General features: G+C 68.7%; 15 protein-coding genes. 9 read left to right on the top strand and 6 right to left on the bottom strand.

The window, feature by feature from the left end; translation table 11 throughout:
- Positions 1-5 precede the first annotated feature (5 nt).
- Positions 6-605: a recombination mediator RecR gene (gene recR / locus AB0O44_RS08320; RefSeq protein ID WP_364136424.1), complete on the top strand. Its 600-nt coding sequence runs from the start codon at positions 6-8 to the stop codon at positions 603-605.
- Positions 606-638: 33 nt separating this feature from the next.
- On the opposite strand, the gene AB0O44_RS08315 is transcribed toward recR, so the two are convergent.
- Positions 639-1,142: a hypothetical protein gene (locus AB0O44_RS08315; RefSeq protein WP_364136422.1), complete on the bottom strand. Its 504-nt coding sequence runs from the start codon at positions 1,140-1,142 to the stop codon at positions 639-641.
- A gap of 169 nt (positions 1,143-1,311) precedes the next feature.
- Complete coding sequence (locus AB0O44_RS08310; RefSeq protein WP_364136420.1) at positions 1,312-1,629, bottom strand: VOC family protein; 318 nt, start codon at positions 1,627-1,629, stop codon at positions 1,312-1,314.
- Positions 1,630-1,729: 100 nt separating this feature from the next.
- Here AB0O44_RS08310 and AB0O44_RS08305 point away from each other — a divergent pair, with 100 nt between their 5' ends.
- Both AB0O44_RS08305 and AB0O44_RS08300 read left to right on the top strand, forming a co-directional pair.
- Positions 1,730-2,320, top strand: coding sequence for a GNAT family N-acetyltransferase (locus AB0O44_RS08305; RefSeq protein WP_364136418.1), 591 nt, complete (start codon positions 1,730-1,732; stop codon positions 2,318-2,320).
- Between the two features lie 111 nt (positions 2,321-2,431).
- Positions 2,432-3,790 carry an aspartate kinase gene (locus AB0O44_RS08300; protein WP_290256736.1) on the top strand — a complete coding sequence of 453 codons (1,359 nt, stop codon included), beginning with the start codon at positions 2,432-2,434 and terminating at the stop codon, positions 3,788-3,790.
- Positions 3,791-3,858: 68 nt separating this feature from the next.
- Here AB0O44_RS08300 and AB0O44_RS08295 read toward each other — a convergent pair whose 3' ends face one another.
- On the bottom strand, positions 3,859-4,092 hold the full coding sequence (locus tag AB0O44_RS08295; RefSeq protein WP_364136416.1) for a hypothetical protein: 234 nt from the start codon (positions 4,090-4,092) through the stop codon (positions 3,859-3,861).
- Positions 4,093-4,231: 139 nt separating this feature from the next.
- Positions 4,232-4,456, bottom strand: a complete 225-nt coding sequence (locus AB0O44_RS08290) for a hypothetical protein (protein ID WP_364136414.1) — start codon at positions 4,454-4,456, stop codon at positions 4,232-4,234.
- An 80-nt stretch (positions 4,457-4,536) separates the two neighbouring features.
- Here AB0O44_RS08290 and AB0O44_RS08285 point away from each other — a divergent pair, with 80 nt between their 5' ends.
- Genes AB0O44_RS08285 through AB0O44_RS08270 form a run of 4 tightly spaced genes read left to right on the top strand, consistent with a single transcriptional unit; the run spans position 4,537 to position 6,973 of the window.
- The gene (locus AB0O44_RS08285) at positions 4,537-4,998 is read left to right on the top strand and encodes a MarR family transcriptional regulator (RefSeq protein ID WP_364136412.1); all 462 of its coding nucleotides are present in this window, start codon (positions 4,537-4,539) and stop codon (positions 4,996-4,998) included.
- Positions 4,999-5,026: 28 nt separating this feature from the next.
- Positions 5,027-5,614, top strand: a complete 588-nt coding sequence (locus AB0O44_RS08280; protein WP_364136410.1) for an SSI family serine proteinase inhibitor — start codon at positions 5,027-5,029, stop codon at positions 5,612-5,614.
- Complete coding sequence (locus AB0O44_RS08275) at positions 5,607-6,566, top strand: 3-methyladenine DNA glycosylase (protein ID WP_364136687.1); 960 nt, start codon at positions 5,607-5,609, stop codon at positions 6,564-6,566. Before AB0O44_RS08280 ends, AB0O44_RS08275 begins: the two co-directional genes overlap by 8 nt.
- On the top strand, positions 6,563-6,973 hold the full coding sequence (locus tag AB0O44_RS08270) for a serine protease inhibitor (RefSeq protein WP_364136408.1): 411 nt from the start codon (positions 6,563-6,565) through the stop codon (positions 6,971-6,973). The genes AB0O44_RS08275 and AB0O44_RS08270 overlap by 4 nt, the downstream gene beginning before the upstream one ends.
- 167 nt (positions 6,974-7,140) lie before the next feature.
- Here AB0O44_RS08270 and AB0O44_RS08265 read toward each other — a convergent pair whose 3' ends face one another.
- Both AB0O44_RS08265 and AB0O44_RS08260 read right to left on the bottom strand, forming a co-directional pair.
- A complete protein-coding gene (locus AB0O44_RS08265; RefSeq protein WP_364136406.1) occupies positions 7,141-10,299 on the bottom strand; it encodes a S8 family serine peptidase in 3,159 nt (1,052 codons plus the stop codon).
- A 371-nt stretch (positions 10,300-10,670) separates the two neighbouring features.
- A complete protein-coding gene (locus AB0O44_RS08260) occupies positions 10,671-10,856 on the bottom strand; it encodes a hypothetical protein (RefSeq protein WP_290256742.1) in 186 nt (61 codons plus the stop codon).
- A 365-nt stretch (positions 10,857-11,221) separates the two neighbouring features.
- Between AB0O44_RS08260 and AB0O44_RS08255 the strand changes: the two genes are divergently transcribed.
- Both AB0O44_RS08255 and AB0O44_RS08250 read left to right on the top strand, forming a co-directional pair.
- Positions 11,222-11,395, top strand: coding sequence for a CsbD family protein (locus AB0O44_RS08255; protein WP_364136404.1), 174 nt, complete (start codon positions 11,222-11,224; stop codon positions 11,393-11,395).
- A 291-nt stretch (positions 11,396-11,686) separates the two neighbouring features.
- Positions 11,687-12,673 carry a hypothetical protein gene (locus AB0O44_RS08250; protein WP_364136402.1) on the top strand — a complete coding sequence of 329 codons (987 nt, stop codon included), beginning with the start codon at positions 11,687-11,689 and terminating at the stop codon, positions 12,671-12,673.
- The last annotated feature ends 72 nt before the right edge of the window (positions 12,674-12,745 follow it).

Raw genomic sequence — 12,745 nt, 5'->3', positions numbered from 1 at the left:
AAATTGTGTACGAAGGTGCAGTCCAGGAGCTGATCGATGAGCTCGGCAGGCTACCCGGCGTCGGGCCGAAATCCGCCCAGCGCCTGGCCTTCCACATCCTCGAGGCCGACCCGCAGGACATGAAACGGCTGGTCGAGGCGATCACCACGGTGAAGGAACGCGTGAAGTTCTGCACGGTCTGCGGCAACGTCACGGAACAGGAGATGTGCAACATCTGCCGTGACCCGAGGCGTGATCCGTCGGTCATCTGCGTCGTGGAAGAGTCCAAGGATGTCCTCGCCGTCGAACGCACCCGTTCCTTCCGGGGCCGATACCACGTGCTGGGCGGCGCCATCAATCCGATCGCCGGGGTAGGCCCGGAACAGTTGCGGATCCGAGAGCTGCTGACGCGGCTCAACGACGGCGCGATCCAGGAGATCATCATCGCCACGGACCCCAACCTGGAGGGCGAGGCGACGGCCACCTATCTGGCGCGGATGCTGAAATCCATCGGCATCACTGTCACCCGTCTGGCCTCCGGCCTGCCCGTGGGCGGCGACCTCGAATACGCCGACGAGGTCACCCTGGGCCGCGCCTTCGAGGGCCGCCGCAACGCCCTCAGCTAGCCCGAAGCAGGACCGGAAAGGGGCTCACCCGGGTCAGTGTCCGCGCGGCCCGGGATTGTCCTGTCCGATGGGTGGGCGGATCACTGCCAACAGGTCCAGCGACTCCGGACTCGCCGCGAGCTCCACCCTCCCCTTTTCGGTGGCCAGGGTGACCGCTTCGTAGCCGGCCGACGCCGGCAGGTACTTCCGGTCCTTGCCGGTGATCGTCCAGCGCTCCGAGACGTCCGCGACCGTGAAGTTCGTCGAGCGCCCGGACGATTCACGGGTCTCGTAGGCGGCGGGTTGGAACCGCAGCGCTCCCTCGGTGGGGGTGACGATGCCGGGATTCCAGATCCCGCTCAGGGAACCCGGCAGAGAATCCGGGTAGCGAAGAAAGGCGCGCAGTTGTCCCTTCCCGGCGAGTTCCTTTCGCTCCTTCCGCGTCGCGCGCAGATAGACCACGGTGATCAGCCAATAGACGACAACATTTGAAAGGCCGCTAAAGATGACGGGTCCTGGTTCCCGCCCGGAAAGGGCCAGCCAGGCGGAGGTGCTCACGATGGCTATCACCACCAGGCCGATCAACGCACCGAGGTACGGGTGTTTCCTACCCCACGTCCTCAGCGCCTTCCGTGAGGCCCGCACCGTCGGTGTCCGCCGCGGCTCAGGCGTCGAGGAACAGGCAGAACGGATGTCCGGCCGGGTCAAGATGCACCCGCACGTCGTCCTAGGGCTGGAAGTCGGCCAGTGTCGCGCCGGCCTGTTGCGCGTGGGTGGAGGCTTCGGCCAGATCCGCGACGGCAATGTCCAGGTGCATCATCATCTGTTGCGCCCCGGGCCCGGCGGGCCAGACCGGCGGCACGTACCCGGCGTCGCTCTGGAATGAGAGCCCCGCGCCGCCGTCCGGGGAGACCAGCGTGACCCATTCGGACTCATCCTGACCGAGCTCCCAGCCCAGGAGGCCGCGGTAGAAGTCCGCCAACTCGCGGGCATCGGGGGCGTCAAGGACGACGCCGGACAATCTCAACGCTGGCCTCTGGCTCATAGCAACCCCCACAGTGCGGTTCGGACTTTCGGGCCAGTATTGCACCCCTGCCGCCGGCCGGAACAGACCGGCGGCAGGCAGGGCGGTAGAGTTCCGGACAATGATCCCGGACCCCATCCCCACCGAACGGCTGACTCTCCGGCCCCTGACGGCCGGGGACGAGGCCGCCCTGCTGCGGTTCCGCGGCAACGCGGAGGTCACCCGGTATCTCTCGCACGCCCCGCTGGGTCCCGCCGAGAACTCCACCCGGTTGCGCACCATGCTGTCCCGGGCCGAGGCCTCCACCCCGGAGCAGTTCGATCTCTGCTGGGCCGTGGTCCTGCGCGCCACCGGCGAGGTGATCGGCGATGCCCGGACCTGGACCGCCGAGGCGCCGCCCGCCCCCGGACCCATCCCGGCCGGCGCCGCCGCCCTCGGCTACCTGATCCACCCTGACCATCACGGCCACGGCTACGGGCGGGAGGCGGCGGGTGCCCTGGTGCGCTGGCTGTTCGAAGACCGGGGCATCGGCACGGTCCTGGCCGGCGTCTACGAACCCAACCTCCCCTCCCGCAGGCTGCTTGAGACGCTGGGATTCTTCCCGGACCACTACTTCACGGCGGCCCAGGACCGCGCCGGGAAGGGCCTCCCCTCCTGGCGCTACCGGCTGGACCGGCCACCGGCGGCGGGTCCGCCCGCCGGTCACAATTGAACGCCGGACCGGCCGCGGCGATAAACTTGGGCTGAAGCCGCCGTCGCACCACTCGGTCGCGCCGTTTGGCTGCTTCACCCAGAACCCCGATGATCCAGTGAGGGTGCGCGCATGAGTCTGCCCACTACCGAAGTCCACCCCGGACCGCAGCCGCAGGGGCTGCCGGTGATCCCGGGCGCCACCAAACACCTCGTCGTGAAGAAGTTCGGCGGCTCCTCGGTGGCCGATGCCGAGGGCATCAAGCGGGTCGCCCGCCGCGTCGTGGACGCGCACAACGCCGGCGACGAGGTCGTCGTCGTCGTCTCCGCCATGGGTGACACCACCGACGAACTCCTCGACCTGGCCGCCCAGGTGACCGACTCCGCCCCGGCCCGCGAAATGGACATGCTGCTCTCCGCCGGCGAACGCATCTCGATGGCGCTGCTGGCCATGGCGATCAACAAATACGGCGCATCGGCCCAGTCCTTCACCGGCTCCCAGGCCGGCATGATCACGGACGGCATTCACGGCAAGGCCCGGATCATCGACGTCGACCCGCACCGGATCCGCACCGCGCTGGACAAGGGCCACATCGCGATCGTCGCCGGCTTCCAGGGCATGAGCCGCACCACGAACGAGATCACCACCCTGGGCCGCGGCGGCTCGGACACGACGGCGGTGGCCCTGGCGGCCGCCCTCGACGCCGACGTCTGCGAGATCTTCACCGACGTTGACGGCATCTACACCGCCGACCCGCGCGTGGTCCCTTCCGCCCGCAAGATCGACAGCATCTCCAGCGAGGAAATGCTGGAGCTCGCCGCTTCCGGGGCCAAGATCCTGCACCTGCGGTGCGTGGAGTACGCCCGCCGTTTCGGCGTCCCGCTGCACGTCCGCTCCTCATTCAGCCAGCACGAAGGCACCTGGGTGCTGCCCAGCGCCGACGACAAGATCACGATTCAAGAGGGAGTTGCCTTGGAGCAGCCAATCATCTCCGGCGTTGCACACGACCGTTCCGAGGCCAAGGTCACCGTAGTCGGCGTCCCTGACATCCCCGGCAAGGCGGCGGCGATCTTCCAGGTCATCGCGGATGCGCACTCGAACATCGACATGATCGTCCAGAACGTCTCCACCCACGGGACCGGCCGGACGGACATCTCCTTCACCCTGCCGATCGTCGAAGGCGCCGACGCCCTGGCCGCCCTGCGCGCCGCCCAGGCCGAGATCGGCTTCGAGAACATCGAATACAACGAAAAGATCGGCAAGCTCTCGCTGATCGGTGCGGGCATGCGCTCCCACCCGGGCGTCTCGGCGCGGTTCTTCGCCGCCCTGTCCGAGGCCGGAATCAACATCAACATGATCTCGACCTCCGAGATCCGCATCTCCGTGGTCACCCACGCGGACCTGCTCGATGACGCCGTGCGGGCCATCCACAAGGCCTTCGACCTCGACAGCGAGGACGAGGCGACGGTCTACGGCGGCACCGGACGCTAAGGCACTTCACGCGGGACATACGAAAGGGAGCGGCAGCCTGCCGCTCCCTTTCGCGTTTAAACAGCGGGTCAGACCTGTTCCTTGGGAAGGTCTTCGCGGCGGACGGCGTAGTGATGCCCCGCCGCATCCGTCTCGATCTCGAAGCCCGCGAGATCCTGCTCGGAGGCGAGTTCGAAGGCGTCGTGCCGGTGCACCACCGGGGCGGCGTAGTCTCCGCGTGAGGCCGGGCCGAAGACGAACCGCACCCAGGTGGACGGGTGCAGCCGGCCGCTGTGGGCGGCCCTGCGCAGTGCATGTGCCATGGTTTCCACCTCCTCCCCTGCTGACAGGATGAGCGGAAGGGCGACGCGTCGGCCGGGACGTCGTTCCCAGCGAGCGGACCGGGGCCGCCGGTGCCTCAATTTTACGCCCGACGGCGGGAAATGAGCCGGGGCTTCCCGCCTAGCGGAGCGATTTGTCCCCGGGGTCCCGCGGCACCACGTAGGTGCTGCCGTCGAAGCGGCGGACGGTCTCCCACTGCCGGGTCTCTGCCTCCCGCTGGGCCAGCAGCCGGCGGTTCTGCTCGGTCATGTCGTGACCCAGAGAGCCGCGGCTGGCGGGACCGAACACGGCCCGCAACTTCCCGGTTGCCCGCATGAACCGCTCGGCGGCGGATTCCTTCGCCATCACCACTCCTTCGCAACGGATATGCCACCAGTGTACGCTAATGATTAGTGCACTAATCGTCTTGTGCCCCGAGGAGTTCCATGACCGACAGCGCCACCGCCAGCCCCGACTTCATCGACGAAGACCTGCTGCTGGAACACCAACTCTGCTTCGCCCTCACCGTCGCCTCGCGCAATGTGGTGGCCGCCTACAAACCCGTCCTGGACAAGCTGCACCTCACCCACCCGCAGTACCTGGTGATGTTGACCCTCTGGGAATCCAGCCCGCGCACCGTCCGCGAGATCAGCGATGCCCTGGACCTGGACCCGGCCACGGTCTCCCCGCTGCTTCGCCGGCTCGAGGCCGTGGGCTACGTGACCAGGGAACGGGCCGAAGGCAACGAACGCAGCCTCGCCGTCGGGCTCACCCCGTCCGGCGCGGCGCTTCGCCGGGACGCGACGGCGATTCCCGGCACCATGATGGCCCGGCTGGGACTGAGCCGGGACCAGGTGGCCGAACTCCATGCCGCTATGACCCGGCTGATCGCGGCCACCCGGCGATAGACTGGACACCAACCCGAGGAGGTCCGCCATGCGCAAACCCCTGATGCACGTGCTGCTGATCGCGGCCACGGCCACCGCCCTGGCCGCCTGTTCGCCGGGCGGCTCCGGCGGCCCCGGCCCGACAGGCTCGTCCCCCGCCGGCTCCAGCTCCAACTCCACCGGCAGTTCCGGCACCCCCTCAAGCGGTACCAGCGGCACCCCGTCCGCGGACGCCGAGACCACCGCGGCGGCACCGTCCCCCTCGGCCCCGGCACCCACGCCCGGCCCGGGCGCCGGCAACGCCGAGCTCTCCATCATGGTCAAGCCCGGCGGCATCGGCCAGCCGGCCAACTACACCCTGGTCTGCCGCGACGGCGTCCCCGCGGCGGAAAGCCAGCACCCCTCCGCCGCTGCCGCCTGCGCCGCCCTGAAGGCCAACGCCGCCCTGCTCAGCCCGGCGCCGCGGCCCACGGACAAGGCCTGCACCCAGCAGTACGGCGGCCCGCAGGAGGCCACTGTCACCGGCTCGGTGGACGACCGGCCGGTCGAAGCCACCTTCAGCCTGCGCGACGGTTGCGAAATCGCCCAATGGAACGCCGCCAAGGACGTCCTGGGCTCGAGCGGCGGGGCTGGCTAAACTGCAACACCTGACAGACGAACAGTGGACCCGGCGGGAGGCCGCCCACCAGGAACGCGTCCGGACCTACGCCGACCCCTACCTGGCACGGCGGTCGGCCGGACGCAAGCACCCGGTGGAGGATTTCCTCTTCACCTACTACACCCAGAAACCCGGGCAGCTGCTGCGCTGGCACCCGGGCGCCGGCGTCGTGCTCTCCGGCCCGGCCGCCACCGCGCGCACTGACTGGAAGTACTACCGCGCCGCCGACGACGCCGAACGCGCCGCCGCGGGCGTGCCCGACGGCGTCCCGGCGGTGACCGTCGACGTCGAGCGCTTCCTGGCCGAACGGCGCGAGGCGGTGCAGTTCGCCGGGATCATCCTGGCCGGCACGGCGGCCCGGCCGGCACAGTTCGGCTGCTTCGGCCTGCACGAATGGGCCATGGTCTACCGCCAGGACAAGTTTGCGCTCCGCCACGAATACCTCACCCTGCGGCTGGGCTCCGCGGGCACGGACCAGGTGGTGGAGGAGAACAGGATCCGCTGCTCGCATTTTGACGCCTTCCGGTTCTACACCCCGGATGCCGTGCCGCTGAACAGCCTCTCGCCGAGCCGGGAAAACCAGCGGGACCTCGAACAGCCCGGCTGCCTGCACGCCAACATGGACCTCTACAAGTGGGCCTACAAGCTGGCGCCCGCGCTGCCGAGCGAACTGGTGATGGACTGCTTCGAACTCTCCTGGCAGATCCGGGCCATGGACATGCAGGCCTCCCCCTACGACCTCAGCGAGTGGGGCTACCCGCCCATCAGGATCGAAACCGCCGGGGGCAAGGCCGACTATGTGGACCGGCAGCGCGGCTTCGCGGACGCCGCCAAGGAGTTGCGGGGCCGCCTGCTGCGGGAACTCGACCCGCTGCTCACGGCCGCCGCCCGCCAGGAGTCCCGCACCGCAGCCCAGGAAGGAACGCCATGACCGCCACCAATGGCGCCGGCGAGCCGGCAGCTTCACCCCACGACCGGACCACGAATCCCGAGGTGGACCTCACCATCACGCTGACCGAGGCGCCGGGCGGCCCGGAGTACGTGTTCCGGCTGGTCGCGGACGGCCAGGAGCCCGGCCCTGAATCCACGCTCCCCGACGCCGCCGCCGCGCTGGCAGCCGTCCGGCAGCACGGCGAGGCCATCTTTTTCCCCGTGCCCGGGCCGCCGAAGCTCTGCACCCAGCAGTACGGCGGCCCGCAGGTCGCGGTGGTCACCGGCACGTACCGGGGCCGCGGCGTCGAGGCCCGCTTCAGCCGGACCGACGGCTGCGAGATCTCCCGGTGGAAGTCCATGGCCCCGCTCCTGGGCGGGACGGCCGGTTCCACCGGCGCGGTCTAAGCGCCGCAGGGGCGGACCGGTGCACGGGCGCCCGGCGCCGAGCCCTGGGCCCCAACGCGCCAAGGCGCCAAGGCGCCAAGGCACACTGAACAAACAGCAGAAGAACACAGCAGTGGCCGGCGGTAAGACCGCCGGCCACTGCTGTGTTCAGGTGTTACGCGCTACCGCTAGATAGCGTTGTTCGGGCTGTCCGGATCCTGCGGGACCACCTTGGCCTGTTCCTTCTTGACCTGGGCGCCCTTCTCCAGCTGGGCCGCGTCACCGGTGCCCGCCTCGTCGCCCGGGCCGGTGTTGCTGGCCTGGTCCTCGGCGGTGGGGGCCACGGCGGTGGTGCCGTCGGGGCTCACCATGACGGTGACGAAGGTCGGGTCGCTGGAACCTTCGAAGGTGATCCGGCCGATGTACGAACCGGCTGCGAGGTCCTTCCAATTCAGCGTGACCTTGCCGGCCTTGCCGTTGGTCAGCTTCAGCGGGTTCGGCGAGACGGAGGCGTTGCCGACGTTGGCGCCGAGCACCGCCGCCTCAACCGAGGCCTTGGTGGCCTTGCCTCCCGGGCTGGCGTACAGGTTCGCGTAGATCGTGTACTTACCGGCGGCGGGGTTGGGGATGGAGAGGGTCTCGCTCGAGGACGAAGTGGCGACCTGCTCCACGCCGCGCGGGGTAACCACGTACATGTCGAAGTCGGCGGCGGGATCGGAGGAGATCACGGAGAACTTCGCCAGCGGCACGCCGGCCGGAACCTGGACGGTCTTGATATAGGTCGAGGCGTCGGCCGTGGCGGTGAACGGACCCGGGACCAGTTCGACGGCGGTGGCGTCGGCCTTGGAGAGGCCGTCCAGCGTCATGTTGGTCGGGTTGTTCGTGCCGGAGACCACCTTGATGTCACCGGAGCCGGTGCCCTGGTTGGTGGTCAGGGTGACGTCCTTCGGAGCCACCACGGACTGCGGGCGGACCGAGATCGGCGAGGTGACGGTCTTGCCCGCACCCTGCCAGGACAGCGAGCCCATGGCGAACTGGCCCAGCGGGGCACCCTGGTTCTCGAAGGTGACCTTGAAGGTGCGCTGTTCGCCGGCGGCCTTGAAGTTCAGCGCCGCCGGGGCCACGCTGACCTTGATGCCGGGGACGTTGACGCTGGCCTTGTAGACACCCGGAGTCAAGGCGGTCACCGTTCGGGTGACCTCGATCTTCCCGGTGAGGTTACCCAGGGCGAAGGACGGGACGTTCATGTCACGCGCCTTGGTGCTGGACTTCAGGCCCAGGTCCACGCCGGTGCCCTGGATGAACTTCAGGTAGTCCTGGGTGTTCGCGTCGTACACCAGGCCCGGGTCGACCATGCGGGCCGGGTCCACCTCGCCCGCGCCGGTGGCGAAGACGTCGGTGTTCTTGGTGCCGTCGGCGAGCTTGACGTCGGAGGTGGTGGTCATCATGGCGGACTTCACCGCGGCCGGGGACCAGGTGGGGTTCTTGCCCAGCAGCAACGCGCCGAAGCCGGCCACGTGCGGGGAAGCCATCGAGGTACCGGACATGAAGCCGAACTTGGCACCGTTTTCACCGATCGGCGAGACGCCTGCCAGGACTGCAACGCCGGGGGCGGTGACGTCCGGCTTCAGCAGGTCCGAATCGGTGGCCAGCAGCGGTCCGCGGGAGGAGAACCCGGCGATCTGCGGCTGCGCCTCCAGGGGCAGGCCGGTGGTGTCCTTGTTGACCAGGGACACCTTGATGCCCGGGTTGGCCGCGACCTTGTCCTTGATGGTCTGGGTGGCGGGCGGGTTCACGTGCACCGTGGGCACCGCGTGCTGGTCCGCGTCCAGGGAGGAGTTGGTGAGGTTGACCAGGATCATGCCGACGCCGCCGGCTCGGGCAACCTCGGCGCTCTTGGCGACGCGGTCCACGACGCCGCGGTCACAGACGACGACCTTGCCGGCGACCTTGGTCCCGTCCAGCGTGTTGGGGCCGCAGAGGGCGGGCGAGGAGGGTGCGTTGGCCGCTGCGGCGTTGGCTGCCAGCACGACGCCGGCATCCTTGACCTCGCGGTTCATGATGCTGGCTCCGCGGAACTTGCTGCCGTCACCGAATTCAACCGTGCCCTGCAGTTCCTGGGAGAAGCTGCTGGCCGCCACGGTGGTCACCCAGGGGGCGCCGTGGTTGACGGTGCTGGCGGTGGGGCCGGAGTTGCCGGCGGAGGCGGCGACGAAGATGCCGCTGGCCGACGCGTTCAGGAACGCGATGGAGACCGGGTCGATGACGGACGTCGCGGAACCGGAGATGGAGTAGTTCAGGACGTCGACGCCGTCCTCGATGGCCTGCTCGACGGCGGCGACGGAGGAGGAGCTGTAGCAGCCGCCGGTGTTGGGATCGGTGTCTTCCCAGCAGACCTTGTAGATGGAGAGCTTGGCCGCCGGGGCGATGCCGCTGGTCAGGCCGAAGCTGCGGCCGTCCACGAAGGATTCGACGTTTGCGTTGCCGGCCGCGGTGCTGGCGGTGTGGGTACCGTGGCTGGCCACGTCAACCGGGGAGAGCTGCTCCAGCGGCGACCGGTCACCCGGGGCCACGTAGCTAAGGAAGTCGTCCGCGAAGTAGTGCGCGCCAAGGACCTTGGAGTTGCAGGCGGTGCCGTCGAAGGATGCACCGGAGTCGACGCCCTTCTGGCAGTCGCTGGTGAACGTCTCGCCGTCGGCCTTGAGCATGGCAATCTTGCCATCCGCCGCGCGGTACGGGACGCCGACCACGGGGGCGCCGGAGAGCGGCTTGACCGGGTCGCCGGCGAAGAAGGCGCTGTCCGGGGTGTACCCGGTGTCGATGACGCCGACGACGACGCCCTTGCCGGCGCCGTCCTGGCCACCGAAGGTGGTGTTCCAGGTGCCGTTGGGACCACTGAGCTTGAGGAAGTCGGTGGTGGAGTAGTCCGGGGCGTTCTCCGTGTCCGGAGCCACCGCCAGGACGCTGGGGTCCTTGGCGAGCTTGATCGCCTGGTCCGTGGTCAGCTTGGCGCTGAAGCCGTTGACCGCAGCAGAGAACTGACGGCCCATCTTGACGTTCTGCTTGCCGGCGACCTCGGCCTGCTTCTGCTCCAGGTGCGCGCGGTAGTTCTTGACTTCGCCCTTGCTGGGGTCAAGCTTCTTGCCCGGCGCGGGCTTGGTGGCTGGCAGGCCGGGAGTGGAACCCTCGTAGCTGGCCGCCGGCTGCTCGGCCAGCATGACGATGTAGCGGCCGTCCGGGTAGTTGGCCGGGTCCAGATTCTTCTGGGCGACGCCGGCGACGGTGGCGCCTTGTGCCGTGGCCGCGGTGGCGGGCGCGATGGCAACGGTTGAAAGGAGAACCGGCAAGCCCAGGGTCAGTGCCGCGGCCCTCCGGAGTCCCCCGCTTCGAAGGAAGCTCTTTCCTGGTGATTTCACGAGTGTTTTGAACCTTTCAGAAGGAACGGTCCCGGCGCGGAGGCCGGGGACTGTGGTCTGGAACGGGCGCTGGAGCAACTCTTGTCACATGCGGCCCGGCGGATACCAGCCGTTTCACACAGTACAGACTGAGAGCCGGATATGACATAGACCACAGGTAACGAATTAACTTTCGTCAAACGATTCGACAACTCTTGTCGCGGTTGGGGCGCGCGGAATCCGGGCGGTCTGCGACCGTCCGGATTTCGGTATTGGCAGTCTCTTTGTGCCCTCCGCGGAGGGTCTTGGGGTGGTCCGATCCGCTACTGGCGGGGCGTCCGCACAACCTCGCTGATCCAGGCCCTGGTCTTCTCATCCAGCGGCCCGGCAACATTCGTCTCGCGGGCGGCTCGGTCGGCCAGGACCTTCTGCAGGACCATCCGGCCGAGGCCCGCAAAGACGGCGGCGGCGACCACGGGAAGGACCACGGACCTGGGATTCTGAGCCATGCGCTCATCCTACTGATCGGCCCCGTCAAGGTCACGGCAAATTTTCTCCAGAAAAGTCAGGACCGGACCGTGACGATCCGCCGCCGGGGCGCGTCTTTACCTATGTAGAGCGATTCACTCCGGCGCTCTCCCGACCACGGAAGAGAGAACCATGCGCAACAAGATCATTGCAGCAGTTGTCACGGCGCTGGCCGGCTGGCTCAGGGGACGGCTGGGCCGCCGCGGGGGCACACAGCCCCCTGCGCGCCGCTAGGCCGCACGTCGGGCCGCACAGGCCGCTAAGTAGGTCTGCACACAGAAATCCCCCGCCGGGGTGAATGCACAGAAGTACGTAACCGCAGCAACGAACAAGGAAGGTGTACATCATGGGTATCGGAGACAAGATCCAGAACCCAGCTGAATCCGCAGGCGGAAAGCTGAAGGAAACGGTGGGCAAGGCCACCCACAACGAAGAGCTCGAGGCCGAGGGCCAGGCCGACCAGGCGAAGGCCTCGGTGAAGAAGGCCGGCGAAAACGTCAAGGACGCGTTCAAGGGCTAACCAGCGCACCACTGCAGTAAACCGGGAGGCGTCCTTGGGGGACGCCTCCCGGTTTTGTTCATGCCTGGTCCGCGACGGCTTCCCGGGGTGCCTCGGCCAGCATTCGGCGCGAGCGTCATTTCACCGCCCCGCCCTGACTGGACGAAGGTGCCTCGCCGGGCGGAAGAGGAGTGCTCACTGCCTTTAATCCATTTGCCAGACTTTCTACAGAAATCTCTGGAAATTACTCCTTCATCATCCGTATGCTGGGTTCACTTGCATATCGCTGCTCCGTGGGGGAGGTGTATTGAGATGGAAAGTTCACGGCCCTTGTGGCGCGTGGTCCGGCCCGTGCTCCTCGCGGCTGCCGCCGCGACCTCGTGGCTTGCCATCTCGGCCACGGCAGCCTCTGCCGACTCCCCCACCGACCGAGGGCCGCTCGCCGGGCAGGTCCTGTCCACCGTAACGGCGATCGCCGCTCCCGATGTGGCCGTCGAACTCCCGCTGGCTTCCCGGCCCAACGGTGACGCTCCCGCACCGGGGCTCCTCTCTGTGGTGCCGAAGCTGCAGCCCCTGGCCGGTGGGGTGACGTCCCGGGCGGATGCCCTGGTGGCAACAGTCCCGGTGGCCGACGTTCCGGTGGTCGGTTCGGCCCTCATGCTCCCGCCGCTGACTCCGGTCACAGACCCTGTCCTGGGCCTTACGGACAGTGCCGTGTCCGCCGTCGTGGTCTCCGCCGACTCTGCCGTCGCGTCCGTCGTCGACGGCGTGGGGCCGGTCCTCGGCGCCGTGACCGGGCCGGTTGCCGCCGTCGTCACGCCTCCGGCGCTGCCCGCCGTCCCGTCGGAACTGCCGGCCCTCCCATCGGAACTGCCCGGCGGGGCTGCCGTGGCGGCAACCCTCGACCCTCCGGCCGAAGCCGTTTCGGGCAGCACCCAGAGCCCCTCTGCGGACATAGAGCCTGCCCCTGCCGCTTCGGCCGCAGCCGGGGACGCCGTCGCGGCGACGGTCTCCGCGATACCCTGCACGCAGCCTGCGGCGCCGAACCACGCTGAAACCCCAATGATGTCCCTCGCCGATGATCCGGCCGATGAGTGGGCGCCGGGCGCCCCGGACCCCGCACCGGGGGTTCCCGGCAGCGGCTCAGGATCCGGCGCACCCTCCGGCGGTAACGCCAACCCTGCCTGGCTCTCCAGCTTCCGCCTGCACCTCGCGGGCGCCCTCAACATTCCGGCGCAGGGGGACCTGCTCGCGCCGCCCTCCCCGGTGTCCTTTGACCCGGGGTCGTCTCCTGACTAGTTGAGCCCTGCCGCGCCCAGGCGCGGCCACGGCATCCACGGCCCCAGCGGCCGCTCAACCACTCTTTTCAGG

It is taken from the genome of Arthrobacter sp. NPDC080082, assembly GCF_040686595.1.
Classification (GTDB): domain Bacteria; phylum Actinomycetota; class Actinomycetes; order Actinomycetales; family Micrococcaceae; genus Arthrobacter.
This window is presented reverse-complemented; position numbering and strand designations above follow the sequence as displayed.

Bases quoted from the DNA above. Each gene is read 5' to 3' on its own strand.
- AB0O44_RS08310 (WP_364136420.1), bottom strand. From the start codon at position 1,629: ATGAGCCAGAGGCCAGCGTTGAGATTGTCCGGCGTCGTCCTTGACGCC.
- AB0O44_RS08305 (WP_364136418.1), top strand. From the start codon at position 1,730: ATGATCCCGGACCCCATCCCCACCGAACGGCTGACTCTCCGGCCCCTG.
- AB0O44_RS08300 (WP_290256736.1), top strand. From the start codon at position 2,432: ATGAGTCTGCCCACTACCGAAGTCCACCCCGGACCGCAGCCGCAGGGG.
- AB0O44_RS08295 (WP_364136416.1), bottom strand. From the start codon at position 4,092: ATGGCACATGCACTGCGCAGGGCCGCCCACAGCGGCCGGCTGCACCCG.
- AB0O44_RS08290 (WP_364136414.1), bottom strand. From the start codon at position 4,456: ATGGCGAAGGAATCCGCCGCCGAGCGGTTCATGCGGGCAACCGGGAAG.
- AB0O44_RS08285 (WP_364136412.1), top strand. From the start codon at position 4,537: ATGACCGACAGCGCCACCGCCAGCCCCGACTTCATCGACGAAGACCTG.
- AB0O44_RS08280 (WP_364136410.1), top strand. From the start codon at position 5,027: ATGCGCAAACCCCTGATGCACGTGCTGCTGATCGCGGCCACGGCCACC.
- AB0O44_RS08270 (WP_364136408.1), top strand. From the start codon at position 6,563: ATGACCGCCACCAATGGCGCCGGCGAGCCGGCAGCTTCACCCCACGAC.
- AB0O44_RS08260 (WP_290256742.1), bottom strand. From the start codon at position 10,856: ATGGCTCAGAATCCCAGGTCCGTGGTCCTTCCCGTGGTCGCCGCCGCC.
- AB0O44_RS08255 (WP_364136404.1), top strand. From the start codon at position 11,222: ATGGGTATCGGAGACAAGATCCAGAACCCAGCTGAATCCGCAGGCGGA.
- AB0O44_RS08250 (WP_364136402.1), top strand. From the start codon at position 11,687: ATGGAAAGTTCACGGCCCTTGTGGCGCGTGGTCCGGCCCGTGCTCCTC.